Here is a 25,009-nt window from a genome sequence, read left to right as displayed (position 1 = left end):
TCCATCTCCTTTGCGGTAAAGTCAGCCTTTTAGGCTATAGATACCATTAATTCTCCAGCAGTAACAGACTTTCCGGCCTCAACTGTTAAAGCAGTTACTTTACCGTCAGCCGGTGCTACTATTTCATTCTCCATTTTCATGGCTTCTAGTATTAAAAGCACCTGTCCTTTTTTAACCTCATCACCGAGATTAACCTTTACCTTTAAAACAGTTCCCGGCATTGGAGCAGCAACATCCCCTGCCTTGCCTGCCTGAGGCTGTGCGGATTTTGCAGCCGCAGTCTGCCCTGGTTTGGAGGCTCTTGGCTTTGGAGCAGCCGCAACCGGTCTTCCTCCGCCAACTTCTTCAACCTCTACTTCATAAGGAGTTCCGTTTACCTTAATTATATATTTATTCATTACACTCATCCTCCAGATATTTTGTTTCCTATATTATAGCGGAATGTTGCCATGCTTCTTTGAAGGCCTGTTTTCCCTCTTTGTATCCAACATTTCCAGTGCCGTTATAATTTTTTTTCTTGTTTCAGAAGGCTCTATAACATCATCAATATAACCTCTTGATGCTGCTACATATGGATTTGAGAATTTGTCTCTGTATTCCGCAATCTTTTCCTGTCTGGTTTCTGCGGGATTTTCAGATGCTGTAATATCCTTTTTGAATATGATATTTGCTGCTCCATCAGGTCCCATAACAGCTATTTCAGCTGATGGCCATGCCAAAACCATATCTGCTCCGATTGTCTTGCTGTTCATAGCAATGTACGCTCCGCCATATGCCTTTCTAAGAATAACATTTATCTTTGGAACTGTTGCTTCTGAGAATGCATATAAGAGTTTTGCACCATGGCGGATTATACCGTTATGCTCCTGTGCCACACCTGGCAGGAATGCAGGTACATCTGTCAATGAAACTACAGGTATATTGAAAGCATCGCAGAAACGGACAAAACGTGCCGCCTTATCAGCTGCATTCATATCAAGAGAGCCAGCCATAACTTTTGGCTGATTCGCAACTATACCAACACTTTTACCATTCATTCTTGCAAATCCGATTATTATATTCTGAGCGAAGTAACTTTGAATTTCAAAGAAATCGCCATCATCTACTACTTCAGCTATTACGTCAAACATATCGTAAGGTTTGTTTGATTCTTCAGGAATAATACTATTAAGGCTTTCTGCCAACCTGTCAGCAGCATCGGACACTCCGTAATACACAGTATCTGATACGTTATTATCCGGAATAAAGCTTAAAAGTCTCTTTATATCTTCTATACACTCTTCTTCACTTGAAGACTTGAAATGTGCCACACCGCTTACAGCAGTATGAACATCTGCACCTCCCAGATTTTCAACTGATACGTCTTCGCCCGTAACAGACTTGATTACCTGTGGTCCTGTAATAAACATCTGACTTGTTTTTTCTACCATAAATATAAAGTCGGTTATAGCCGGTGAATAAACGGCACCGCCTGCACATGGCCCCATTATTACCGATATCTGAGGAATTACACCAGATGCAAGGGTATTTCTGTAAAAAATATCTCCATAACCTGATAGTGCATCCAAACCTTCCTCGATACGAGCTCCGCCGGAATCATTAATTGCTATAAAAGGTGCTCCCATTTTCAGAGCCATATCCATAACCTTTGTTATCTTCTTTGCGTGCATCTCTCCCAAAGAACCGCCTATAACAGTAAAGTCCTGTGAAGCAACAAAAACTTTTCTACCGTTAACTGTTCCGTAACCGGTAACAACCCCGTCACCAGGAAGTTTCTTCTTCTGCATACCGAAGTCAAAGCATCTGGATTCTATGAATGCATCTACTTCAACAAAACTGTTCTCGTCAAATAGCAAATCGATCCTTTCTCTGGCAGATAACTTTCCATCTGCGTGTCTTTTTGCTATTTTCTCTTCTCCGCCGCCCTGCGCTATAGTTGTCTTCATCTTTTTTAGATTTTGTATCTTTTCAATTTGTGACATGCAATCACCTCTTTAAAATATATACTAGATAAATTATTCTATAAATTCAACGTGTTAATTCTCAAATTGATAATTTATCCGGCAGTTTCATAACTATTATTAGTTATTAGCACCTAGTAATAATTATATTATATTAGGAAAAGAGTGTCAATATAGCTTATATACTCCCCATAAATTTATTTGATACAACAAGCAAATTTATATATAATGTAGTAGATATTTTATTATGTCAACTCAATTGTTTTTTGTAAGCTTGTTTTATAATTATTTTTAGTTTGCCCCCTCAAAAGAGGATGTACCTGCGAATACTATTGTAAGGAGTGAACATATAAGTTGACCATTCTAAATTTATTTAGCAAATCCCTGAAAAAAGCACAGTCTATTGAGGAAACTGTGGCTAAGATCAAGAATGGGGAAACTCATTTAAAAGAAGGTTTAATAGACGATTACAAGCCTTTCATTTTAAAAGTAATATCCACTGTCACAGGTAAATTTGTTGACACTAAAAACAGTGATGAGCTCAGTATCGGCCTTATGGCTTTTAATGAGGCTATTGAGTCTTATAATTCTGATAAAAATGTAGGGTTTCTGAACTTTGCTGAAACTGTTATAAAACGAAGAATCGTCGACTATTTGAGAAAGGATTACAAGAATCGTAAAGTCTATCCTTTCACCTATTTTCAAACTAATGATTTTGATAATAAAGATATTATTGAAAATAAATACATGGTAGTTGAAGCGAGTACTTTTTTTGATAATGTGGAACTAAAAGAAGAAATTGATTTATTCAGAACAAGACTTAAAGATTTCGGAATAAGCCTGTCTGATTTAGTTGGAAATGTCCCCAAGCATGCAGATTCTAAAAAAATGGCAATAGGCATTGCCCGGATTCTGTGGGAAAATAAATCCTTGTCTGATATGCTCATTACAAAGAAAACCATACCTATGTCCCAATTGATGAAAATAGTACAAGTAAACCGTAAGACCGTTGAAAGAAACAGAAAATTTATAATAGCTGTTTATTTAATACTAAACAGCAGGCTTGAAGTATTGCAGGAATATGTGAGCAATATAGAGAAAGGAGGAAATAACCATGGGAAATAATACCGGAATGATTCTTGAATTTAAGGGTAATAAAGCTATCGTAATGACAAGTACATGTGATTTTATAACCATAACAAAAATGCCTGAAATGTTTGTTGGACAGCAGCTGGATTTAAGCAACTCTGTACTCCCACGGAAATTTAATCCCATGAGATATTTTGCTATCGCCGGGATGTTTGTTTTAATCCTTTGTTCCGTTTTAATTTACCACTTGGTTCAACCGTCTTCTGTTTTTGCATATGTTGATGTAGATATTAACCCCAGCATTGAATTATCAATAGATAAAAAAGCAAATGTTATTGAGGTAAAAGCACTGAATAGTGATGCGGCAGCTCTTGTAAAAAATATAAAACTTGTAAACAAATCCTTGACCAGTGCCGTAAGGATTATTATAGAAGAATCAGAAAGCAAAGGATTTATACGTCCTGACACGAAAAATGCAGTTTTGATTTCAGCTTCAATAAAGTCCGGTAGTGAAAAAGTTCTTGATGGTATTGTTTCTGAGCTTCAAAAAACGGATTTCAGGGTGGGGTCTGAATCTATAAAGGCGGAAGTTATAAAGGTTGATCCAACCAAAAGATCCGAGGCTGTTAAAAATAATATTTCCATGGGACTTTACAAACTGTTTGAAGAAATTTCGGAATCCGGCGACGATATTAATATTGAAAAGGCTAAAAGCGAAAATCTTTTCAATATAATTGAGTCATATGAAGCCATAAAGCAGAATAAAACAACTTCTGATAAAAATAAATACAATAGTTATCAACCTATACAAGACAATGAAAAAGCCCTTGGCATGTCGGAAGAAAGCACTTTCAAAGATACTCCCATGGTCCAAGATAATAAGAAGCCTGAAAATAGCAACTCTAAAAATTATAGTAATGGCAAAACAAACAACTCAATAAGTTCTGCTGAGAAACTGGATAAAGCACAAGAGCGACCCAAAGAAAGCCCTGATAAAAAGGAAACTTTTAGTCAGGGCTCAAAACCTATTCCTTCGGAATACGGTAAAAAAGCTCCTGATGCTAATAACAACGGAAAGCCTAAAAACAATTCCTCAAGTGAGAAAAAAGAAGAAAATAGGAATAGCAATCACAACGAAAAAGGAAAAAACAAAAAATGAGACTGTCTGCAATTTTGTGTAAATAAATTTCATATTGTTTCTTTATAAAGACAAACTGGCTGAGTTATGAGATTAGCCAGTTTGTTTATTTTTCTTATTAGAAGTATCCGTTTTTTACACTGAATACCTGCAGTTTGGTACTTTTTGAAACTATGTTCTGCTTTTGTTGACTGAAATGCTATCAGCCGCCGTTTGTGGAACCATTTGAGGTAGAACTCGCTGATGTTGAGCTACTGGCCCCAGCACTGCTCGATACGGAGTTACTCAGTTCAGAACCTAGACTGTAGGTGGTCGTTATTGATACTGTAGTTGTTATCTGTGGCGTAGAAGCTAGATTGAGGCTGGGTGTTGCAGTGATATTACTGGTAAAATTCTTCATCAAATTGCCGTAGAATGAATTCATTGCAGACATCATATTATTGATGTATCCAAAGGCTGGATTCATTCCCATTAAGGCTATCTTGTAATTGGTTCCGCTTCCCATATTTATTCCTCCTTGCATAATCATGAAACTGTGTGTTCCAATTAGCATAGTTCTTGTATACAAGACACAGTGATTATTATATACCATAATACTATTATAAAATATTCCAAATCAGTATGATTTGTTACATATTTCAGTAGGAAATTTAACATAATAAGTTACCGTATAATTAATAAGGAAATTAAATTGTTGCGACACCAAAATATATGTTAGTCTCTTATGTTTTTTACTATCCTAGCTTCTCTAAACAAACAAAAATAGGCGGACAATTTATCTGATTAACAAATTCGGTTTGCATTACACTGAATTTCTTACAGTCTATTGTTTTAATATAATTAATAACTTCGTTCTTTTCATCAAAGCCGCTGTCTCCTCCATAGTATACAACTATACTGATTATACCGTGAGGAACTACCAACTCCATGGCACTTTTTATAGCCTCGATGGTAGTTCCTCCTCTAGTACCTATGTTATGGTTTCCTCCGGGAAGATATCCCAGGTTAAACATAGCAGTCTTAATAGGCTTATTTACATACTTAATCATATTTTGATGACCGTCGTTTATTAGATTAACCCTGTTCAAAAGATTTTCCGCTTCCAATCTGTTTTTTGTGGTATTTAGTGCCGATTCCTGAATATCAAAAGAATAGACCTGACCGCCCGCGCCTACAAGTCTTGCCAGAAATGCCGTGTCATGCCCGTTCCCGGCAGTGGCATCAACGACCGTATCGCCATTACAGACCACACGGGAAACTATTTCATGAGATTGGTATAATGAATTTTTTAAAATACACATTAAAAACTCTCCTATTCATTAACTTTACTTATCGTAGATATATTATAATAACGGTTTTTATGCTATAATTTAAACACATATTCTAAAATTTGTATTAAGGAGATTTAATTATGGATCAATATAATGAATCAGATGTTGCTTTACAGGATAATCCCCAACCAGCAGCAACTAACAACACAATATTAAACAATAATACCAATCAGCAGCCGCAAGCTGACTACCAGTATCAACAACAACATATACCTCAACCGGGTATTTATAATTCCATCATCAACAGTCTATCCGGATGGATGAAATTTTTGGGAATATATACAATTGTAATCGGTGCCATAACCTGTATAGGTATTATATCTGCTGCAATGGGTATACCTCTTATATTTGCAGGTATTTCCCTTACAAATGCATCTAAGGCTATTAAGGAATATGCCGATTTTAACAATCCTAATGTACTGTATAATTTGTTTACCTATCTTAAAAAGTACTTTAAAATTCAGGGTATTATGGTAATCGTGGCTCTTGCACTTACCTTTGTGTATATAGTTATTATATTGGTTGTTCTTGCACTTGGTGCTTACAGCTATATGTACAATTATTAATAAAGCATTTTATGTTCTTTGTCAGATAGATGTCTCCACTTTCCCTCGGGAAGGTTATCTAAAGCTATAGGCCCTACCTGGATTCTTTTTAATGTCAGTACCTTATGGCCTATGGCTTCGCACATCTTTCTCACCTGTCTGTTCTTCCCTTCATGAATGGTAATTCGGACAAGTGTATTATTTTCCTTCCTGTCTAAAACAGAAAATTCCGCCGGAGAAGTCTGATAATCTTCTATTTTCAATCCCGACTCAAACCTTTTAATTTCATTCTTTTCAGGAAAACCGGAAATGACAGCTTCATAAACTTTGTTTATCTCATGCTTTGGATGTGTTAGGCGGTATGTGAAATCACCGTCATTAGTGAGAATAATAAGCCCTGAAGTATCATAGTCAAGCCTCCCAACCGGATACAGTCTCTTCCCCGCATCCTTAACTAGGTCAATAACCGTTGGACGTCCGAACTGGTCTTTACTGGTGGAAACGTAACCCACAGGCTTGTTCAGCATTATATATACCTTTTTTTCTTCTACTTCAACAGGGTTTCCATCTACAGTTACAACATCATTACCTGATACAGTAAGCCCCATGTTCTCCACAGTAACGTTATTTACGGCTACCCTACCCTGCTTAATCATTTCTTCTGCTTTTCTTCTGGAAGCAACCCCGGCATGTGCCAAAAATTTCTGTAATCTGATTTCCAACATTCATAATATTCCTTATATAAATTTTAGTATACCTTTTATTCTATATTTGATTTTAAATTGAGTCAACATTATCAGAGTTTACAGACAGTGTAAAACTACGTTAAGTAAAACAACAACTTATAACAAAGTCACTTTGCCCTTTGCAAGTTGTTGTTTTGCTGTAACGTTAATAAAAAAGTTTTCCGTCGCCTTTTATTCTTTACATTTTTCATTTTCTTCTTTTTTATTTTTTCTGTGTTCTTCTTTTGGTTTTGACATTTTTTCGTTTATCATTTCACTTGCTTTCTGAACCAATTCCGGAACCATATCCAGAATCTTGTCAACAGATGAATTTACATTTACAGGAAGGAGCTTAACCTGATTCTGTCCGCACACCATAAACGCCACAGGATTTATTGAAACACCTGCTCCACTACCTCCGGCAAAAGGGAATTTTCCTTTATCTTGCTCTTCCTGTGAATTATTAGAGGATGAATCTTCACCATAGTCTCCTCCTCCTGCAGCAAATCCAAAACTAACCTTAGATATAGGTATAATTACAGTTCCGTCAGGTGCTTGAACTGCATCTCCAACTATTGTATTAACATCAACCATTTCCTTGATACTTTGCATTGCTGTAGTCATTAGACCTTCTATTGGATGACTTGACACCAGCACCACCGCCCTTTCTATTTTTTAAGTACAGTATGGCAATTAATTTAGCTACAGTAATAATATTTACAATTTTTAGGCTAAATATGCAGTCCAAGTTTACTTTAATATATTTTCCATTAAAATCGGCCTCAACTTTAATTTCTTTATTTTTAACCTTATATTGCGTAAAAATCAGATTTTCTATCATTCCTATTGCGCTCCATAAAAAGCCGTATAAAATAGCCGTATTGAATGCATCTCCGGTTCCTTCCTTAACATGAAGCTTAAAGTCTTTTATTATTAAGGATCTTCTGAAAAGTTTTCTCAATATGTGCAAGCTTCTTCTTAATTCTTTCAAGTCCCTCTTACCGTTTACGGTTTTTCTCTTAGGCTTTTTATTCTTTTTGGGGATAGGATATATCATTAAGTTTTTAACAACATTATTTCTAAATGAATATATAGTAATAAAAACTGAACATTCCTTGTTTTGCAGTTTTGCTGTAAAACCCAACGTCAGTCTGATATTTAAAACTATAGCTACAAAAATACAAATTATTATAATTACAATTAAAAAAATAACCAAGAGAATCACCTCTTGGTTATTTTTGACATGTTTTACAATTTTAAATCACTTATTATCCCTCTTCTTGTACTTCATCAATAAGCTCCTGAAGATTGAGTTCGCTTAAATCATCAATATCCAGCAATGGCAAATCTCTAAGGGATTTAAAACCAAAGCATCTCAAAAACTCATCGGTAGTTTCGTACAATCGTGGTCTTCCCGGTACATCAAGTTTTCCTGCTTCTTTAACGAGGTTTCTTTCCAAGAGTCTTGTTACTGCACTATCAGAATTAACACCCCTGATTTGCTCAATTTTGGCCTTTGTTATAGGCTGATTATATGCAATAATCGCGAGTACCTCATATGCTGCCTGTGAAAGAGCCTGCTTCTGCCTGATTTGATAGAGTTTAGATACATAATCAAAATATTCGGGTTTTGAACACATCTGGTATTTCTCATTGATTTCTCTAATAATAATACCCCTGTTTGAGCTGTTATATGAGTCCATCATATTTTTAATTATGCTTCTTGCAGTTTTTTTATCCAACTCCAGTATTTCGCATATTTTATCCAGTGGTAAAGGATCGCCGTAAGAAAAAATAAGGCTTTCAATTACGCACTCAATAGTACTGATTTCCATTTTAGACCTCCATTTTACAACCGGTTCTAGAATTCATTTATGTTTTCATCTATATCATTATATAATTCATAGTCTTCTTTTTCATTCTGGGTATTGCCGACTACATGAATATCCGAAAATTGTTGATTCTGAACAATCTTGACCTTCTTCATCTTAGCCAGTTCTAAAATTGCCATAAAGCCTGTAACAACCTCTGTTTTGGACTTGGTTTTCAAGGAAAAAAGCTCTGAAAACTTAAAGGAAACCTTGTGAATCAGCTGCTTTACTACCTCTCTCATTTTGCTCCGAAGTGAAACCTTTTCATGCTCAATAAGCTTTGTAATGTTTTTTGCACGCAAATTCATTTTTTTCTTATTTCTGTCTAATATTGCAAGATACTGCTGGCGCAAAACCTGCGGGTCTATTTCCATTATTTCCTCTCTTACGGGTAAATCAAGTGTTTCCGGAAGTCTGAAAGAAACCCGTTCCCATTTCTTTTCCATCTCTTTTAGATCCTGTGTAAATTCCTTGTATCTTCTATATTCAACCAAACGTCTGACCAGTTCTTCCCTTGGGTCTTTTTCCTCTTGCTTTTCTTCTTTTTTGCTCGGGAGAAGGGTTTTTGACTTTATATGCAGCAACGTTGCAGCCATTATCAGAAATTCGCTTGCAACCTCAAGATCTAGCTGCTGCATGGCATACAAATAATCAAGATATTGGTCTGTAATAGAACTTATAGGTATATCGTAAATATCTACCTGATTCTTTTCAAATAAATGAAACAACAAATCAAATGGACCTTCAAAATTGTCAAGTTTTAAAGTACAGGCGTTTGTAAGGGAGCTTTCCATCAACTACCACCTTAATTATTTATGTAATATCGTTTTATCAACCTTTTAATCTTATCATAAATGGGGCAATAATTACAATATTATTGCGATGGTAGACATATTATTAAAGTTCTAGTAAAATTTATACAGCGACATCAAAGAGATGCTAATAAAGTCAGCCTTTGAGGCATGGAGGAAATATGCTTTTTTCACGTGAGTATATAATATATAAGTTAATGATTATACCGGGAATACTTTTGGGGTTTGTACTGCATGAATTCGCTCACGCAGTTACCGCAAATAAGCTTGGTGATCCTACACCCAGGGCACAAGGGAGAATTACTCTTGACCCCAGAGCCCATATAGATCTTATAGGCTTTATAATGATTCTTCTTGTTGGATTTGGTTGGGCAAAACCTGTTATGACCAATCCACGACATTACAAAAAGCCCAGAAGGGATGACATTCTTGTGTCCCTAGCCGGGCCTTTCATGAATTTGCTGGTAGCAATCGGATTTTTATTAATTTTAAAGCTGGTAGCAGTAACGGGTTTTCTTTCAAATAACCAGGTCGTTCTTGGAAATGTGGCGGATCTTCTGAGATTTTCAGCTCAAATAAATATTGTGCTGTTTGTGCTGAACCTTCTTCCAATACCGTTTTTTGACGGATATCATGTTATAGCAAACATATTTAATACTTGGAAGTACCGGTTCTTCACCATACTGGAGCAATATAGCATGATTATTTTCATACTGCTGGTATTCAGCAGAGTTTTTGATAAGATAGTTGGAATTCCTTCATCCTATATTTTCGTTTCGCTCTATAAGGCAATTATTTTTTAAAAGAGGGAGAGCTTTTATGCTCTCCCCAGACTGAACCACCTTACGATGAGTTTTGAAAAAATTCTGCCGTAAGATACTTTTTCAATTCTTTCACTTGCAATAAGATCAAATCTTCCTGCTTCTTTTCCGTCTATTTTATAAATTACTTCCCCAACCTTTTGATTTATTTCAACCGGTGCAGAAAGTCCAGGCACAAGTGCTACTTCCTTTTCTACTTTGCCCTTTTGACCTTTTGAAACCATTATACTGGTATCTGTACCATATACTGCACTAACACTCAGCTTGTTTCCCTTTTTTACTGGTATATTGCCTACAACATTTCCTCTTTTATCCAGATTTATTACCTCATAGTTTGCAAAGCCGTAATCCAAAAGCTTCCTTGACTCAGCAAACCTTGTATTAGAATCGGGCTCGCCAAGCACAACTGAAACTAGTCTTAAATTGTTTCTACATGTTGTAGCCGATAAGTTAAAGCCAGCTTTGCTTGTAAAACCCGTTTTAAGTCCGTCGCAATTTGCGTAGAATTTTACCAGCTTATTTGTATTATACAGGTCAAATGTTCCGTTTCTGAAAGTGTCATGCCATTTTCCGGTGAACTGGAGAACTTTAGGGTGCTTCATAACCAGTTCCCTTGACATTAAAGCCACATCGTGTGCAGAACTGTAGCCGTCATCATTCAATCCCGTACAATCCATAAATTTTGTATCCTTCATACCCAACTCTTGGGCCTTGTTGTTCATATCTGTTACAAATGTTTCTTCGCTTCCGCTTACCTTTTCAGCCAAAGCAACCGCGACATCATTTGAAGAGTGTATTGCCAAAGCATTCATCATTTCAGTAACAGTAAATTCCTCACCCGGTTCCATGTATGCTTGAGAGCCGCCCATACCTGCCGAATATTCCGATACACTTACTTTATCGTCAAATGTAAATCTGCCTGAATCAATAGCCTCCATTACCAGAAGCATTGTCATAACCTTGGTTACACTTGCAATTGCAAGTCTCTCATGGCTGTTCTTTTCAGAAAGAACTTTTCCGGAAGCTGCGTCCATCAGTACAGCAGATTTTGCCTTTAAATCAAGAACATTTGTCTTGGTTTCCAATTTTGTTACTGCTACATCGTCATATTTTGCCGATGCCTCAACTGCAGCTTCGTTTGTATCTGCTAATACCGCAGCCGGTAACATGGTTGTAACTATAGCTATAATCAAAGAAAAAGCTAAAACAGAGTTTCTTTTCACTTAGGTCCCTCCAGTTAACTATTCGTTATTTAAAATACAATTCGTCCTAGTTAATTGTTATGCGGGACAATATTAGGATATTCTAGTAAAAAATTATTTTTTTATGTTTCCTTCACTGTCGATATACGCCAGAATCAGCGGTTTTCTTTCATGGGGCAATTCACTTATTACAACCGCTTCATTTAAAAGGGAAACAGCCTGTAAAAGCGTCTCTTCCCTGTTTGTATACAAAACTGCAACACAATCTCCAACTTCAACCCTGTCGCCGGTTTTTTTATTAAACATAATTCCTGCACTGTAGTCGATTTTACTATCCTTTGTCTCCCTTCCGGCTCCAAGAACCAGTGAAGCCATGCCAATTTTATCGGTTTTCATAGAATGTATATAACCCGGCCTCTCACATATATAGCTCATCTTGTAAACAGGCTGAGGGAACAAAGTATAGTCATTTATAACTTCTTTATTTCCTCCCTGATTCTCAATCAACTCAGCAAATTTCCACAATGCCTTTCCGCTTTCAACCGCATCTACAACTCTTTTCCTGCACTCTTCAAGATTGCCTATCCCGCTGAGTTCAAGCATTCTGGCAGCAAGTTCAAATGAAACCTCTTTCAAATCCTCAGGTCCCTTGTTTTTTAGTGTATCAATGGCCTCAATAATTTCAAGGGAATTCCCTACTGCATAACCAAGTGGTATATCCATATCAGTAACTACAGCAACTGTTTTTCTGCCTGTATTGTGGCCTATCTTTACCATAGCTTTTGCAAGTTCTACTGAATCCTCAAAGGTTTTCATAAACGCCCCGCTTCCGGTTTTTACATCCAACACAATTCTGTCGGCACCTGAAGCCAGCTTCTTACTCATAATACTGCTTGCGATAAGCGATATATTATTTACGGTTGCAGTCACATCTCTCAAAGCATATATTTTTTTATCAGCAGGAGCCAGATTTCCTGTTTGTCCGGCAATTGAGATGCCTTTGCTTTTTACATTATTTATAAACTGTTCTGTTGAAAGGCTTGTATTAAATCCGGGTATTGACTCAAGCTTGTCTATTGTTCCCCCTGTATGACCAAGCCCTCTGCCTGACATTTTTGCAACGGGTATTCCGCAGGCAGCTACAATAGGTGCAAGGATAAGCGTGGTCTTGTCTCCAACACCCCCTGTGCTGTGTTTATCAACCTTTATACCGGGTATTGAAGAAAGATTTATCCTATCCCCTGAATTTGCCATTACGTTTGTCAAATCCGCCGTTTCCCTTTCATTCATACCCCTAAGGAAAATAGCCATTAAAAGTGCAGCCGCCTGATAGTCAGGAACATTATTATTGCAATATTCCGTAATAAAAAAATTTATTTCATCCAAACTGAGTTCTAAACCATCTCGCTTTTTCTCAATTATTTCGTACATTCTCATGATATATCCTCCATTTGACTTTCTTTGGTTCAAATAAATCGTATATGTAGCATTTTATCATAAAAAAAGGACATCTCACTATAAATGAGTGTCCCTTTGTAAAACAAAATTATGCTCTGGGATGAGTCTTTTTGTAAACATCTTTAATTTTGTTTTTAGCAATCTGCGCATATATCTGAGTTGAAGAAATATCTGAATGACCAAGCATTTCCTGTATTGACCTTAAATCCGCACCATTTTCAAGTAAATGTGCTGCAAAGGAATGTCTTAATGTATGCGGTGTTATGTCCTTATTTATTTTGGCTTGATTCTTATAATGTTTTATAATCTTCCAGAACCCTTGTCTTGTTAAACGTTTACCGTTTACATTTACAAAAAGTGCTGTTTCCTGACTGTCCTGAATTAAAAAGTTACGAGATTTTTCAAGATACTCATGTACTGCGGCCATTGATATGGATCCGATGGGAATTGTCCTTTCACGTGTGCCTTTATTGCACTTTATAAACCCTAGTTCAAAATTAATATCATCTAAGTTTAGTGATATAAGTTCTGAAACACGAATACCTGTTGCATATAATAATTCAAGCATAGCCTTGTCACGGATTCCTTTAAGATCAAGGCACTTAGGCTGATCAAGGAGCAACTCAACCTCTTGGGTTGATAATATCTGTGGAAGCTTTTTTTCTACTTTAGGTGATTCCAACTCGGAGGTAGGGTCATTGTCTATTACTTTATCCTTATAGAGGAATTGATAAAAGGACCTTATTGATGCAAGGTTCCTTGATATGGTAGATGTAGCTCTACCCTTTTTCTGTAAATGTAGCAAGTAGGCAATTACAGTTGTCTTATTAGTATTTACGATGTTGGTTACGTTAATTTCTTTTAAGTATGTTATGTATTGTTCTATGTCCCGTTTATAGGACTGAAGCGTATTGAGCGATAATCTCTTATCCCTCTCTAGAAAATTAATAAACTTTTCAACATTAGCTTCCATCAAACAACGACTCCTTTATTATCTATTTATCCATTTTATGTAAATGGATAATTATACGAAACCATTTTATAATTTGGAATGGTTTTCTAATAATATTCTAATACAAATTATGTAATTTTGAAAGGATTATTTAGGATTTTTATCAATTTTTAACAAATTTTCTATCTGTAATTATACAAATGTCAATAATCTTAGGGTAAATGGAGCTATAAAAGCATCCATAATTGTCATAACCAGTATAAATAAGGAAAAGAAAATAGTAACAAAACAGTAGGGCATAAATTTAAATTTCAATGTGTCTTCTTTTTTAACAGGTTTTTTAATCCAATTTTTAAATATCCCTTTTGTTAATCTTATACCATTTACTCCAAGGGCAATAATAAAAGGTACTGTCAGGATTTCTTTCGGGAGAAAGCAGAAAACTGAAACTAATATTCCTTTTTCTCCCAAAACTCCCATTACAATCCCCGAACTGAATCCGGTACTAAACCCTTTCATTCCCAAAGTCAGGTAATAAACAGGTAATCCTATTACTGTAACACCAAGCATCCAAAAAAGTAATATAATTCTCATACTGTCCAGTATAGAAATCTTTAGTAAAGATATTCCATTTACATTATCACTGTTTAACAGCTTTAAAAAGTCATTGAAAAATGTAGACATTTCGGTTTTCTGGTGGTAGTCCAGCTCATTAACGGATAGTGCACCAGCCACTATTCCGATAATATAAAAAATAAACAAACTAAGGTATGTGTATTTATTATCTCTTATGTGTTCTTTTACTACATTCGCTGTTTTGTGAATCACAATCTTATCCCCCGGCGTCAAATTCTTTAACCCTCGTTGCTTATTAAATATATATGCCGGATAAACATAAGATATTACTATAATTTAATAACTTTTTACATTACTTTCCACACAATATTTTTTCTGCCATCATAACACCTATAATAGTCTTTGCGTCTGTTATTTCGTGATTGAGAATCATGTCAACCAGTTTTGAAATATGAATTTTTTCTACATCCAGAAATTCGTCTTCATCAGTACATGAATCTCCCTGAGTAAGCTCAGTTGCAGCATACATATGAATAACCTCGTTACAGAAACCCGGCGTGGTATGTATGCTTATCAAATGCTCTATCTTTCCGGCGCGGAGACCTGTCTCCTCCATTAACTCCCTTTCAGCGCACAATTTTGGGTCTTCCCCGGCTGAATCAAGTTTACCGGCAGGCAGCTCAAGGGTTGTCATATCCAGAGGTTTTCTGAATTGCTTAACCATGTACAATTCACCTTTTTCATTTATTGGAACAACAACCGACGCTCCCGGGTGTAAGACTATATCTCTTGTGGCTTCCTTTCCATTTGGAAGGCTTACGGTTAAATTTTGTACTTTAATTATGTTGCCTTTGTAAATATCCTCTGTTTTAAGTGTTTTTTCATTATAATCCATATTTCAATTCCTCCTAGCTGTTTTTCTTAATTTCGTCCGTTGCAAGCTTGTCACATCGATTATTATATACATTATCTGCATGACCTTTAACCTTTATCCATTTTATTTCATGAGTATCTGCAAGCCTAACAAGTTCTTTCCATAGTTCTACGTTTTTTACTTCCTCATTTTTATTCCGCTTCCATCCGTTTTTTATCCATTTATCAAGCCAGCCCTGTAAAAAAGCATTTACGAGATAGGCACTGTCACTGTATAAATTTACCTTACATGGCTCTTTTAGTCTTTTCAGAGCTTCATATGCCGCCGTCAGCTCCATTTTATTGTTTGTGGTACTCTTTTCAAATCCGGATATTTCTACTTTATGCTCACCATACATGAGCACCGCTCCCCAACCGCCTGCACCGGGATTTCCGGAGCAGGCTCCATCGGTATATATTTCTACCTGCTTCATTCCGCCTCCTGATTATCAGCAAATTCTTTATCCGTAGATTTTACCCAGCTCTCTTGCTTTTTTTGTACACTCGTTCATAGCTTCCAAAATAGAGTTTCTGAACCCGTGCTTTTCCAAAGCTGCAACCGCTTCAATTGTAGTACCTGCCGGTGAGCAAACCTGATCTTTTAATTCTCCAGGATGCTTACCTGTCTCCGCTACCATTTTTGCACTTCCTGCCACCGCCTGAGAAGCAAGTCTGTACGCAGTCTGCCTTGGGATACCTGATAAAACAGCTGCATCTGCCATTGCTTCTATTAACATAAAAATATATGCAGGACTGCTGCCGGTTAGCGCTACAACTTCATTCATAAGTTTTTCTTCCATACATTCTACTTTTCCAAGAGAGCTCAGCAAATTCATAGCTTCTTTTACTTCACTATCCAGAACACAAGAATCAAAGCTTATTAGGGTCATACCTTCACCAATTAAAGCAGGAGTATTTGGCATTGCCCTGATTATTTTTTTGTCTTCGCCAAGTATATTCTTGTAGGTTTTAAGAGGAATACCAGCCGCAATACTTATAAAAATCTTTTCATTTGAAAATACATCCTTTATATCTTCCAGAACTATCTTTACGACGTTTGGCTTAACTGCAAGAAATACAAAATCGCATTTCATTACAATTTCACGTGAATTTTCTTCTGCATTTACTCCCAAATCGCTGCATAACACTTCAAGCTTTGCCTTGTCCAAATCAAAAACATGAATATCTGAAGGGTTGACAATCTTTGCGCCTATTATTCCTTTTATCATTGCTGTTCCCATCATTCCTGTACCTATAAATCCTATTTTCTTCATAAAGTTTCCTCCATTCATATAATTTTCCGTTTTCGTCAATACTACTATTATAACTTATAAACAGAATTTGAAAAGCAAATCTGAAATTTCGTTAAAATGGCACAGTACCATTAGTACTGTGCCACAACAAATCCCAACGAATGTTTTATTTGCTTCTCATATCAATAACACGCTTTGCTTTTCCCGTTGTTCTTTCAATTGACTTTGGTTCTACAAGTTTAACCTTTGCATCTATCTGAAGAACGACTTTTAATTCGTGACGTATTTTTTTCTCAAGTTTTTCTAATTCGCTGAACTTTTCCAGAAGCTTTCCGTCGATAAGCTCAACATGTACTTCAATTGCGTCCATATACCCGTTTTTAGTAACAATTATCTGGTAATGAGGGCCAATTCCTTCCATACCTACAAGGACACTCTCAATTTGGGAAGGAAATACATTTACACCTCTGATTATGAGCATATCATCAGTTCTTCCAAGAACCTTGTTCATTCTGACGGTAGTTCTTCCACAATCACATTTTTCCGGGTTCAGTATGGTTATATCCTTTGTTCTGTAACGAAGCATCGGAATTCCCTCTTTTGTAATTGTTGTAAGGACAAGTTCTCCTTTATTACCATACTCAAGAGCTTCTCCTGATTCTGAATCAATTATTTCAGGATAAAAATGGTCTTCATTAATATGCATACCGCATTGGCAATAACATTCGCCTGCAACACCGGGGCCCTGTACTTCACTTAGTCCATAATTCTCTGTAGCTTTTATACCCCATCTTCTTTCTATTTCAGCCCTCATTTCAGGTGTATGACCTTCACCGCCGAATAAACCCAACTTTAGTTTAAGCTTACTCTTGTCAAGACCCATTTCATCTGCAGTCTCTGCTAAATAAAGTGCATATGATGGTGTTCCTACTAGAATGGTGGTTCCAAAATCCTGCATAAGCATAAGCTGTCTTTCGGAATGTCCGCTGGAGGAAGGAACAACTGTGATTCCAACCTTTTCAAGACCTTGATGCAGTCCGAAGCCACCTGTAAAAAGACCATATCCGAAAACAACCTGTGCTATATCGTCTTCACTTCCGCCTGCTGCAATAACAAGTCTTGCTATATTTTCAGACCAGTTGTCCATATCATTTTTAGTGTAACCAACAACTATGGGTTTACCTGTTGTACCGGATGATGCGTGAAGTCTTACTATTTTCTTTAAAGGTACTGCAAAAAGTCCATAGGGATAATTGTCTCTTAAATCATTCTTCGTTGTAAATGGAATTTTCTCTATATCTTTCAACGTTTGGATATGCTCAGGCCTCAGGCCTATTTCGTCAAATTTTCTCTTATACATCGGAACATTCTCATACGCAACTCTTACGATATTCTTCAAACGTTCCAGCTGAAGCTCTTTCATAGAATTTCTTGTCATACACTCAACCTGAGTATTCCAAATCATTTTAACTTCCCCCTAGTTATCTTATATTTTTAATCCTATTTTAAGTAACATCATTGCGTATACAGATGTTACAAATGTCAAAATTAATGCGAAAACAAATGCTATCCTGATTACTTTGTTTTCTTCACCAAGCTTATCTATTGACGCTGCTGCATTTTGAAGCTTTGCAGGAGAGATTACACTTGCCAGACCTCCTCCAAATGCAAGTGCAGCAGTAACAATTATAAGTCCGTCAAGGCCCAGATTCAACTTATTAGCCGTCTGCATTGTATAGTTTGCAAACATGGCAATGGTTGAGGCTTCACTTCCCGTTACAAAACCTCCGAACAAACCAACGAATCCGGTTATAAACCCATAAGCTCCACTGAATGCATTTGCTGATGTACTAGCAAGGACTTTTATCATACTTTCGGTTTGGTATGCCATAGTATCAAGACTCCAACCCGAATAATTCATTACATCACCTATTGCAAAAAATATTGCAGCTGAAAACACAGGTCTTGGTGCTCTCTTAATCCATACTCTTACAGAGTCTTTTAACTCTGATTTTTTAGGCTGTATTACAAGCATTGAGACAACTACGGCAACTGCAATCCATGTATATGCATTCCATAGTGCTCTTGTTGCTATCGGCCTTCCATCAACAGTTATTCCCTTTATAGGCAGTGCCAGATTGTAAAGGTAATCATAAACCGGCTTTGGAAGATTCAATGCGAGTATGAAGCCTATAAGTATAATCCAAGGACTCAATGCCTTCCAGAGCGGGTACTTCTTTTCGTATTCTCTTTCTTCATCGGTCAAGATACTTTTATCAATAATCTTTTTACCGGTAAGTTTAAGGTAAAGTGCCATTGCCACTATTACCGCAAGGCCGCTTAAAACTCCGGTCAATGTTACCAGATTATCAACCTTGTTTGTGAAAAATGATACAAGTGCTATAACCCCGCCTGTTACTATACAGGGTAGAAAACCCTTCTTTATTCCGTTCCATTTGTCAACGATATACAGCATACAGAAGCCGATTAAAGTTGAAACCAAAGGTAAAAACATGAAAAATACTCGTCCTGCCTGTGAAGGCGTTATTTCATGCCCTTGTCCCAAAAAGTTATTTGCAAAATCCAGAAATGCCACAAGAGGAGCACCAAGAAGGGAGTATGTACAAAGTGAATCATATCCTATAGACGGAAGTGCAATTGAGACATATGTAGAATAACCCATTGCCAGAAGTATAGGAGGAAGTATGGATACTGGTGTAGCACCCACAGCTACCATTAAAGTACCAAATCCTATGTTAATCATCATAATCTGAACTGCTTTATTATGACTTGCTATTGTCTTTATGAATATTATTATTCTTTTCAGAGCTCCGGTTTTTTCCATATAAGCCATCATAAATAACGATGTCAATACTATCATTGAAACCGGAAATGAACGAATGAATCCTGAAACAGTTGACCGGAATATAACCGGCAAAGATGTTTTAAAGAATAGAAATGCTACAGCAGATACACAAAGCCAACCTACAATACCACTGACGTCAGCCGACTTCTTAAAAATTACAAGCATACATACTATTACCAAAATTGGCAATAGTGTCAAAATTAGTGACCCTACCATTCTACCGTCCTCCACAAAACTAAATTAATTAATTTTAAAACCCATTCTACTAAACTACTTATGCTAATACAATCACTGTAATAATATTTTATTACAAACTTCTACAAAAATAAAGAATTATTTGGAGGATTCTTCCGAATTATAATATTTTGAGAATAACTGGTAGTAGGTATATGTCTCCTCTGCATATTTTTCTTTTGTCTTAATCGGTCCGATGTTTTTTGAGATTTTTGACTGATTGTATTCAGCCAATATCTTATTTAACTGCTCCTTCTTAAGATTATTAAGGTTTATATTTTTGTCCCCGGTAATTTGAATTGCCCTTGCTTTCAGCTGAACCGCACAAAAATATACTGCCAGTTCCGGGGTCTCCAACATTTCCCTGATAAGTTTATCGGAATAATTAACAATCAAAGAGCTTTTGCCGTGTACAACCTGTTCGTTAAGACGGACATTATCTATTCCAATCTGGCAAATACCTATTGATTTCCCTCCCAGAATAGGAACCCCATCAAGAATATCCTCCTGTCCGAGAAACATCATTTCTCTGAATAAAACCGCAGATAAAAATGCCTTAGGCATCTTTTGGGCTTTTGCAGTTTTTGCAATGACAGGTTCAAGTTCTTTTAGGGCATCAAAAGTATACTCAAAATCATTTATATAATAAAAACCAAGCTTTTTATCTCTGTATGAATCTGATTCAACCTGACTTTTTAACTGCTGAGTGATACTTTTAACCTCAGGTTTGTACATAAAATCATTGAATTCAAAATCCCCTCCGGAGCTTTTGACATTTTGCTCTCGAAGGTACATGAATCCATTGCTGTTGCTGTTAATTAAGCTATTTAGGACCTTACCATCATATGTACTATTTGAATTATATGTTACGTTATCTCCGTTGGAGTTACTAGAACCTCCCGTATATCGGTCTCCCTGAGATGTTCGTTCACCGTACATATACTTCATTTCTTTTTCTTTTATTTTCACATATGTCTGTCCTATATCAGCCTTTATATGTATATATCCGTTTGCATAATTAAGTAACGTAAAACATGTGATTATCATAATTAAAGAAAAAACAATTTTTTTCTTTAATTCAGCCGTCTTCATATTATTTTCCTCCATGCACCGATTTCTTCCGGCACAATTATGTAAGTATTCAGCTTTTAGTCAATATCCCTATTTGTTATACATATTTATAAAAGAAATGTCAATTATTCTATTTTACCAAAAACAATTAAATTCAGTAAGTGTTATCCATTACCGCCTGATAAATCACTTTATTTGCTAATAGGTATGTTTTCCTAGCAGGTTTGCAAAATTGCTCAAAGTCTTCATTTTCTAAGGATTTCAGGCATAAAAATAGACAAAAACACAGGAGTAATCCTATCCTTTTTTGTCTATTTTCAATAATCCCAAATTCAAAATTACAATATAGTAATTTTTATTTTAACGCTTCAATAATCGATTTTTCAACCATTTTTAGTTTAGCTGCAACTTCGTCTATTTCAACATCCGACTTTTCCTGTTTTAAATCATTTTTAAGTATTTCTGATAATTCATCAAACTCTTCTTTCAATGTTTCAAGCATTTCAACCACAGCAAGCCGTCTAAATCTCTTTTTAGCATTTGCACTAGGAACATGTTCGTAAATGCTTCCTCCACTTATGACATAACTCTCTCCTCGTGAAGGAACTATGCACTGTAATCCCAGCTCATCTGTAATAGTTTGTGCAAATGAAGCCGCAACTCCCTGCTCTCCATGGACAACAAATATCTTCTTTGGCTTTCTTCCAAAACTCCTAATCCAAGAAAGAAGTCCTGACTTGTCCGCATGTCCCGAAAAACCGTCGATACTTTCTATTCGTGCATTTACAGATATCTCTTCACCAAATAGTTTTACCTTCTGAGCCCCGTCTTGTATTTTACGACCAAGAGTTCCTTCCGCCTGATAACCCACAAAAAGAATTGTTGACTCTTTACGCCAAAGATTATGCTTGAGATGATGCTTTACTCTGCCGGCATCACACATACCGCTGGCTGATATAATTATCATGCTTTCAGCTTTTTCGTTAAGTTTCCTTGATTCTTCGGGAGATTGTGTAAATTTAAGGGAAGGAAATTCAAGTGGATTGTCTCCGTTGGCAATATATGCCTTTGCCTCCTCGTCAAAGCAGTCAAGATTCTCCCTGAATATCTGGGTTGCGGAGGTTGCAAGAGGACTATCAACATATACGGGAACATTCAATATCTCATTTACCTTGTCACCGAAAACATCCATATGCTTGTTTAAATCATATATCAGTTCCTGGGTTCTTCCTACCGCAAAGGATGGTATAACTACATTTCCTCCCTTAGAGATTGTTTCCGATATTATACTTATAAATTTTTCAATCTTATCAGTCTCTTTTTTTAGTGTATGTAACCTGTCTCCATATGTAGATTCGACTATAAGGTAATCAGTATCGCCGATTATGCTGGGGTCCCTGAGAATGGGCATTCCCTTGTTTCCAAGATCACCGCTGAAAACAACCTTTGTTTCCTGGTTATTTTCCCTTATCCAAATTTCCAGTATTGCGGAACCAAGAATATGTCCTGCGTCATTGAACCTAACCCTTACATCATCTGAAACAGATATTACTTCATCATATGCCACACCTTTAAAAAGACTGAGGCAATCTGTAGCCTCTTCTAACGTATATAATGGTTTAACAGGAGGTTCTCCAGCCCTCTGCCGTTTTCGGTTGGTCCATTCATTTTCCATTTCCTGAATGTGCCCGCTGTCGGGAAGCATTATACCACAAAGCTGTACTGTAGGCTTTGTGGCAAAAACAGTTCCTTTAAAACCGTCCATATAAAGCTTTGGAATTCTTCCGCTATGGTCAATATGAGCATGGGTCAAAAGCATGAAGTCCAATTCCCCGGGGTTAAAAGAAAATGGTTCTGTATTTAATAAAACTTCATTTGCCTTGCCTTGAAACATTCCGCAATCAACCAAAAATTTCGTTTCCTTTGTTTCAACCAGATAACATGAGCCTGTAACGGTTTTTGCTGCTCCCAGAAATGAAATATTCATAACAGACCTCCATTCGACAAATAAAATTAAATCTTTCTCTCTAATAATACTAATTCTGCTTTAAATCCTGAAATTCCTTGTTGAAATTTTCCATATTTTGATTTATAACTAACATTTACTTGTAATGTTTCATAAACAGACCTGCCAGCTTGACACAGTTATTTAAATCCTGAATGCTCACCATTTCACAAGGGGTGTGAACATACCTGCACGGAATTGATATACCTCCGCATGGTATTCCCGTTCCGGATGTCTGCATTGCACCGGGGTCACTTCCTCCCCTTTCCAGCAATTCCAAAGTATAGGGAATCCCATTTTCCTGAGCCAAATCCTGTAAAGTCCTGCGAATCTGTGGATGAGCTATATAAGAAGAATCTTTTACTTTTATTGCAGGGCCCTTACCAAGCTTTACTTCCATACTGTTACATTCCGGTGTATCACCTGTACGTGTAACATCAATTGCAATGGCACAATCCGGCATAATTCCGAAAGAGGCTGTCTTTGCACCTCTTAGTCCCAATTCTTCCTGAGTAGTAAAGACAAAGTAAATTTCATTATCAGTTTTAGGCATGGTTTTTATAAGCTCTATAAGTACCGCACAGCCGCTTCTGTCGTCCATAGCCTTTGAAATAGCAAAATCCCCCTGAACATGAAAATCGCCTGTAAAGCTGGCTGTATCTCCAACCTTAACGTATTTCTCAGCTTCCTCTTTGCTGGTGCAGCCAATATCAATATACATTTTTCCAAGTCTGAGATCCTTCATGCTTTCAAGTTTCTCTTCTACATTTATACAGCCCATTGTGCCGTTTTTAAACCTCACCCTTTGTGCAAGGGAATTGAACGCTGATACTCCCCCTAAATTGGAAAACCTTATAAATCCTTTATCATCAATAAAGGTAGCTATAACTCCAATTTCATCCATATGGGCAGCAAACAGAATTTTCTTCTTTTTACCTTTTTTTACTGCAATCAGATTTCCCATTGCATCAACTTTTATTTCATCAACGTATTTTTTTATTTCGGTAGTAATTATTTCTCTGATATCTTCTTCATTTCCGGATACACCAAAGGCCTGTGTAACTGTTTTTAATATTTCCTGCATTTAAATCCCTCCAATTTTGTTTATTCACCGGTCTCTATACTGCTGCCACGTTTTTTGTAAAATCCTTATCTTTGTTCATTTCATTTAATGCCGCAAGTGTGAGTCTTTCTACACATTCAAAATCACTTCTGCTCATAACAGATACGGGAGAATGTATATACCTGCAAGGAACAGAAATTGATGCTGTTTTAACACCATTACCCGTTCTTTGTATCTGCCCCGCATCATTCCCACCTGTTGTGGTCTGTTTGAATTGAACTTTTATTCCGTTTTTAACTGCCGTATCATATAAAAACTGTACCAGCTTTCTGTCGCTATAGCAGGTTCGGTCTACCAGTGTAAGAGCTGCACCATTACCCAGTTCTGTGGAAAAATCAAAGGGTTTTACCTCTGGAACGTCGGCACAAGTAGTTCCTTCCAGAACAAGGGCTACATCCGGCATAATTTTAAATGCCGCTACCTGAGCACCTCTAAGTCCAACCTCTTCCTGCACCGTAAAGCAAGCATACAAATCAAACTCAAACTTATACTTTAAAACCTCCATAAGTACTGCACAGCCTACTCTGTCGTCCAGTGCCTTTGCCTTTATACAGTCATTTCCGAGTTCTACATAATCACTATCAAAGGCTACGAACTCTCCCAAAGGAGCTAATTTTTCGGCTTCTTCCTTAGTTTCTGCTCCAATATCTATATATAAATCCTTGATTTTAGCTATTCTTTCCCGTTCTTCAGGACTTTGCTGATGTAGCGGTTTTGCACCGATTACACCTTTGAGTCTTTTTTTACCAATTACTACCCTTTTACCTGGCAAAATTCTACTGTCAATACCCCCAACAGTTTTGAATTTTAAGAAGCCCTTTTCCATATATCCCGAAACCATGAATCCTACTTCATCCATATGGGCTGAAAGCATAACCTTAAGTCTGCCGCTGCTGCCCTTTTTATAAGCAATAATATTTCCAATTGTGTCAACCTCTATAGAATCACACAATCCGTTAATTTTACTTTTAATATATTCTCTCACTTCATTTTCATTTCCTGATACACCGTTTAATTCCGTAAGTTCTTTTATCAATATCATACAATCCTCCACGAGCCTTACT

Annotated in this window: 26 protein-coding genes; 4 read left to right on the top strand and 22 right to left on the bottom strand. The window is 36.6% G+C overall.

Going from position 1 to position 25,009, the window contains the following annotated elements; all coding sequences use genetic code 11:
• Positions 1-29: 29 nt before the first annotated feature.
• Together L323_RS26715 and L323_RS26710 are read right to left on the bottom strand one after the other, a co-directional pair.
• The gene (locus L323_RS26715; protein WP_020814705.1) at positions 30-398 is read right to left on the bottom strand and encodes a biotin/lipoyl-containing protein; all 369 of its coding nucleotides are present in this window, start codon (positions 396-398) and stop codon (positions 30-32) included.
• A 33-nt stretch (positions 399-431) separates the two neighbouring features.
• Positions 432-1,982, bottom strand: a complete 1,551-nt coding sequence (locus L323_RS26710; RefSeq protein WP_020814704.1) for an acyl-CoA carboxylase subunit beta — start codon at positions 1,980-1,982, stop codon at positions 432-434.
• A gap of 333 nt (positions 1,983-2,315) precedes the next feature.
• On the opposite strand from L323_RS26710, the gene sigI reads away from it, so the two are divergent.
• Both sigI and L323_RS26700 read left to right on the top strand, forming a co-directional pair.
• Positions 2,316-3,086, top strand: coding sequence for an RNA polymerase sigma-I factor (gene sigI / locus L323_RS26705; protein WP_020814703.1), 771 nt, complete (start codon positions 2,316-2,318; stop codon positions 3,084-3,086).
• Positions 3,076-4,209 carry an anti-sigma factor domain-containing protein gene (locus L323_RS26700; protein WP_020814702.1) on the top strand — a complete coding sequence of 378 codons (1,134 nt, stop codon included), beginning with the start codon at positions 3,076-3,078 and terminating at the stop codon, positions 4,207-4,209. The genes sigI and L323_RS26700 overlap by 11 nt, the downstream gene beginning before the upstream one ends.
• 181 nt (positions 4,210-4,390) lie before the next feature.
• Here the strand turns inward: L323_RS26700 and L323_RS26695 are convergent, their stop codons facing one another.
• Positions 4,391-4,717: a hypothetical protein gene (locus tag L323_RS26695; protein ID WP_242835246.1), complete on the bottom strand. Its 327-nt coding sequence runs from the start codon at positions 4,715-4,717 to the stop codon at positions 4,391-4,393.
• Between the two features lie 205 nt (positions 4,718-4,922).
• Entirely contained in the window at positions 4,923-5,489 is a 567-nt protein-coding gene (locus L323_RS26690) for a class I SAM-dependent methyltransferase (RefSeq protein ID WP_020814700.1), read from the bottom strand.
• Positions 5,490-5,599: 110 nt separating this feature from the next.
• Between L323_RS26690 and L323_RS26685 the strand changes: the two genes are divergently transcribed.
• Positions 5,600-6,085 (top strand): DUF5362 domain-containing protein, encoded by a 486-nt coding sequence (locus tag L323_RS26685; RefSeq protein ID WP_020814699.1) that lies wholly within the window; start codon positions 5,600-5,602, stop codon positions 6,083-6,085.
• On the opposite strand, the gene L323_RS26680 is transcribed toward L323_RS26685, so the two are convergent.
• The 5 genes from L323_RS26680 to L323_RS26660 all read right to left on the bottom strand — a co-directional run bounded on the left by L323_RS26680 (position 6,082) and on the right by L323_RS26660 (position 9,454).
• Positions 6,082-6,789, bottom strand: a complete 708-nt coding sequence (locus L323_RS26680; protein WP_020814698.1) for a pseudouridine synthase — start codon at positions 6,787-6,789, stop codon at positions 6,082-6,084. The two genes, L323_RS26685 and L323_RS26680, sit on opposite strands and share 4 nt — an antisense overlap.
• Before the next feature lie 192 nt (positions 6,790-6,981).
• Positions 6,982-7,440, bottom strand: a complete 459-nt coding sequence (gene ytfJ / locus L323_RS26675; RefSeq protein WP_031341844.1) for a GerW family sporulation protein — start codon at positions 7,438-7,440, stop codon at positions 6,982-6,984.
• Positions 7,376-8,014 carry a DUF2953 domain-containing protein gene (locus L323_RS26670; RefSeq protein ID WP_242835245.1) on the bottom strand — a complete coding sequence of 213 codons (639 nt, stop codon included), beginning with the start codon at positions 8,012-8,014 and terminating at the stop codon, positions 7,376-7,378. The genes ytfJ and L323_RS26670 overlap by 65 nt, the downstream gene beginning before the upstream one ends.
• A gap of 43 nt (positions 8,015-8,057) precedes the next feature.
• Positions 8,058-8,624, bottom strand: coding sequence for an SMC-Scp complex subunit ScpB (gene scpB / locus L323_RS26665; RefSeq protein ID WP_020814695.1), 567 nt, complete (start codon positions 8,622-8,624; stop codon positions 8,058-8,060).
• Positions 8,625-8,650: 26 nt separating this feature from the next.
• Positions 8,651-9,454: a segregation and condensation protein A gene (locus L323_RS26660; protein WP_020814694.1), complete on the bottom strand. Its 804-nt coding sequence runs from the start codon at positions 9,452-9,454 to the stop codon at positions 8,651-8,653.
• A 179-nt stretch (positions 9,455-9,633) separates the two neighbouring features.
• On the opposite strand from L323_RS26660, the gene L323_RS26655 reads away from it, so the two are divergent.
• Positions 9,634-10,275, top strand: a complete 642-nt coding sequence (locus L323_RS26655; RefSeq protein ID WP_020814693.1) for a site-2 protease family protein — start codon at positions 9,634-9,636, stop codon at positions 10,273-10,275.
• 14 nt (positions 10,276-10,289) lie between these two features.
• Here L323_RS26655 and L323_RS26650 read toward each other — a convergent pair whose 3' ends face one another.
• The 13 genes from L323_RS26650 to L323_RS26590 form a co-directional block, all read right to left on the bottom strand.
• Positions 10,290-11,516, bottom strand: coding sequence for a D-alanyl-D-alanine carboxypeptidase family protein (locus tag L323_RS26650; RefSeq protein WP_020814692.1), 1,227 nt, complete (start codon positions 11,514-11,516; stop codon positions 10,290-10,292).
• A gap of 93 nt (positions 11,517-11,609) precedes the next feature.
• Positions 11,610-12,932, bottom strand: coding sequence for a pyrimidine-nucleoside phosphorylase (locus L323_RS26645; RefSeq protein ID WP_020814691.1), 1,323 nt, complete (start codon positions 12,930-12,932; stop codon positions 11,610-11,612).
• Positions 12,933-13,041: 109 nt separating this feature from the next.
• Positions 13,042-13,926, bottom strand: coding sequence for a site-specific tyrosine recombinase XerD (gene xerD / locus L323_RS26640; RefSeq protein ID WP_020814690.1), 885 nt, complete (start codon positions 13,924-13,926; stop codon positions 13,042-13,044).
• Between the two features lie 171 nt (positions 13,927-14,097).
• Positions 14,098-14,733, bottom strand: coding sequence for a stage II sporulation protein M (spoIIM, locus tag L323_RS26635; protein WP_031341842.1), 636 nt, complete (start codon positions 14,731-14,733; stop codon positions 14,098-14,100).
• Positions 14,734-14,833: 100 nt separating this feature from the next.
• Positions 14,834-15,376 carry an NUDIX domain-containing protein gene (locus tag L323_RS26630; RefSeq protein WP_020814688.1) on the bottom strand — a complete coding sequence of 181 codons (543 nt, stop codon included), beginning with the start codon at positions 15,374-15,376 and terminating at the stop codon, positions 14,834-14,836.
• Between the two features lie 13 nt (positions 15,377-15,389).
• Positions 15,390-15,827, bottom strand: coding sequence for a ribonuclease HI (rnhA, locus tag L323_RS26625; protein WP_020814687.1), 438 nt, complete (start codon positions 15,825-15,827; stop codon positions 15,390-15,392).
• A gap of 27 nt (positions 15,828-15,854) precedes the next feature.
• Positions 15,855-16,667, bottom strand: a complete 813-nt coding sequence (proC, locus tag L323_RS26620) for a pyrroline-5-carboxylate reductase (protein ID WP_020814686.1) — start codon at positions 16,665-16,667, stop codon at positions 15,855-15,857.
• Positions 16,668-16,812: 145 nt separating this feature from the next.
• Positions 16,813-18,111, bottom strand: a complete 1,299-nt coding sequence (locus tag L323_RS26615; protein WP_020814685.1) for a phenylacetate--CoA ligase family protein — start codon at positions 18,109-18,111, stop codon at positions 16,813-16,815.
• Positions 18,112-18,132: 21 nt separating this feature from the next.
• Positions 18,133-19,728, bottom strand: a complete 1,596-nt coding sequence (locus L323_RS26610) for an L-lactate permease (protein WP_020814684.1) — start codon at positions 19,726-19,728, stop codon at positions 18,133-18,135.
• Between the two features lie 117 nt (positions 19,729-19,845).
• Positions 19,846-20,838 carry a hypothetical protein gene (locus tag L323_RS26605; protein ID WP_020814683.1) on the bottom strand — a complete coding sequence of 331 codons (993 nt, stop codon included), beginning with the start codon at positions 20,836-20,838 and terminating at the stop codon, positions 19,846-19,848.
• Positions 20,839-21,172: 334 nt separating this feature from the next.
• Positions 21,173-22,804 (bottom strand): MBL fold metallo-hydrolase RNA specificity domain-containing protein, encoded by a 1,632-nt coding sequence (locus L323_RS26600; protein WP_020814682.1) that lies wholly within the window; start codon positions 22,802-22,804, stop codon positions 21,173-21,175.
• Between the two features lie 115 nt (positions 22,805-22,919).
• Entirely contained in the window at positions 22,920-23,906 is a 987-nt protein-coding gene (locus tag L323_RS26595) for a M42 family metallopeptidase (RefSeq protein WP_020814681.1), read from the bottom strand.
• A 34-nt stretch (positions 23,907-23,940) separates the two neighbouring features.
• Complete coding sequence (locus tag L323_RS26590; protein ID WP_020814680.1) at positions 23,941-24,987, bottom strand: M42 family metallopeptidase; 1,047 nt, start codon at positions 24,985-24,987, stop codon at positions 23,941-23,943.
• Positions 24,988-25,009: the final 22 nt, after the last annotated feature.

The organism is Ruminiclostridium papyrosolvens C7, from assembly GCF_000421965.1.
Lineage (GTDB): Bacteria > Bacillota > Clostridia > Acetivibrionales > DSM-1351 > Ruminiclostridium > Ruminiclostridium papyrosolvens_A.
This window is presented reverse-complemented; position numbering and strand designations above follow the sequence as displayed.

Coding starts and splice junctions, on each gene's coding strand:
- L323_RS26630 (WP_020814688.1), bottom strand. CDS start 15,376: ATGGATTATAATGAAAAAACACTTAAAACAGAGGATATTTACAAAGGC.
- L323_RS26655 (WP_020814693.1), top strand. CDS start 9,634: ATGCTTTTTTCACGTGAGTATATAATATATAAGTTAATGATTATACCG.
- L323_RS26615 (WP_020814685.1), bottom strand. CDS start 18,111: ATGATTTGGAATACTCAGGTTGAGTGTATGACAAGAAATTCTATGAAA.
- L323_RS26590 (WP_020814680.1), bottom strand. CDS start 24,987: ATGATATTGATAAAAGAACTTACGGAATTAAACGGTGTATCAGGAAAT.
- L323_RS26660 (WP_020814694.1), bottom strand. CDS start 9,454: ATGGAAAGCTCCCTTACAAACGCCTGTACTTTAAAACTTGACAATTTT.
- L323_RS26700 (WP_020814702.1), top strand. CDS start 3,076: ATGGGAAATAATACCGGAATGATTCTTGAATTTAAGGGTAATAAAGCT.
- L323_RS26685 (WP_020814699.1), top strand. CDS start 5,600: ATGGATCAATATAATGAATCAGATGTTGCTTTACAGGATAATCCCCAA.
- L323_RS26645 (WP_020814691.1), bottom strand. CDS start 12,932: ATGAGAATGTACGAAATAATTGAGAAAAAGCGAGATGGTTTAGAACTC.
- L323_RS26710 (WP_020814704.1), bottom strand. CDS start 1,982: ATGTCACAAATTGAAAAGATACAAAATCTAAAAAAGATGAAGACAACT.
- proC (WP_020814686.1), bottom strand. CDS start 16,667: ATGAAGAAAATAGGATTTATAGGTACAGGAATGATGGGAACAGCAATG.
- L323_RS26695 (WP_242835246.1), bottom strand. CDS start 4,717: ATGATTATGCAAGGAGGAATAAATATGGGAAGCGGAACCAATTACAAG.
- rnhA (WP_020814687.1), bottom strand. CDS start 15,827: ATGAAGCAGGTAGAAATATATACCGATGGAGCCTGCTCCGGAAATCCC.
- L323_RS26690 (WP_020814700.1), bottom strand. CDS start 5,489: ATGTGTATTTTAAAAAATTCATTATACCAATCTCATGAAATAGTTTCC.
- L323_RS26605 (WP_020814683.1), bottom strand. CDS start 20,838: ATGAAGACGGCTGAATTAAAGAAAAAAATTGTTTTTTCTTTAATTATG.
- xerD (WP_020814690.1), bottom strand. CDS start 13,926: ATGGAAGCTAATGTTGAAAAGTTTATTAATTTTCTAGAGAGGGATAAG.
- L323_RS26680 (WP_020814698.1), bottom strand. CDS start 6,789: ATGTTGGAAATCAGATTACAGAAATTTTTGGCACATGCCGGGGTTGCT.
- L323_RS26600 (WP_020814682.1), bottom strand. CDS start 22,804: ATGAATATTTCATTTCTGGGAGCAGCAAAAACCGTTACAGGCTCATGT.
- L323_RS26595 (WP_020814681.1), bottom strand. CDS start 23,906: ATGCAGGAAATATTAAAAACAGTTACACAGGCCTTTGGTGTATCCGGA.
- L323_RS26715 (WP_020814705.1), bottom strand. CDS start 398: ATGAATAAATATATAATTAAGGTAAACGGAACTCCTTATGAAGTAGAG.
- scpB (WP_020814695.1), bottom strand. CDS start 8,624: ATGGAAATCAGTACTATTGAGTGCGTAATTGAAAGCCTTATTTTTTCT.
- L323_RS26610 (WP_020814684.1), bottom strand. CDS start 19,728: ATGGTAGGGTCACTAATTTTGACACTATTGCCAATTTTGGTAATAGTA.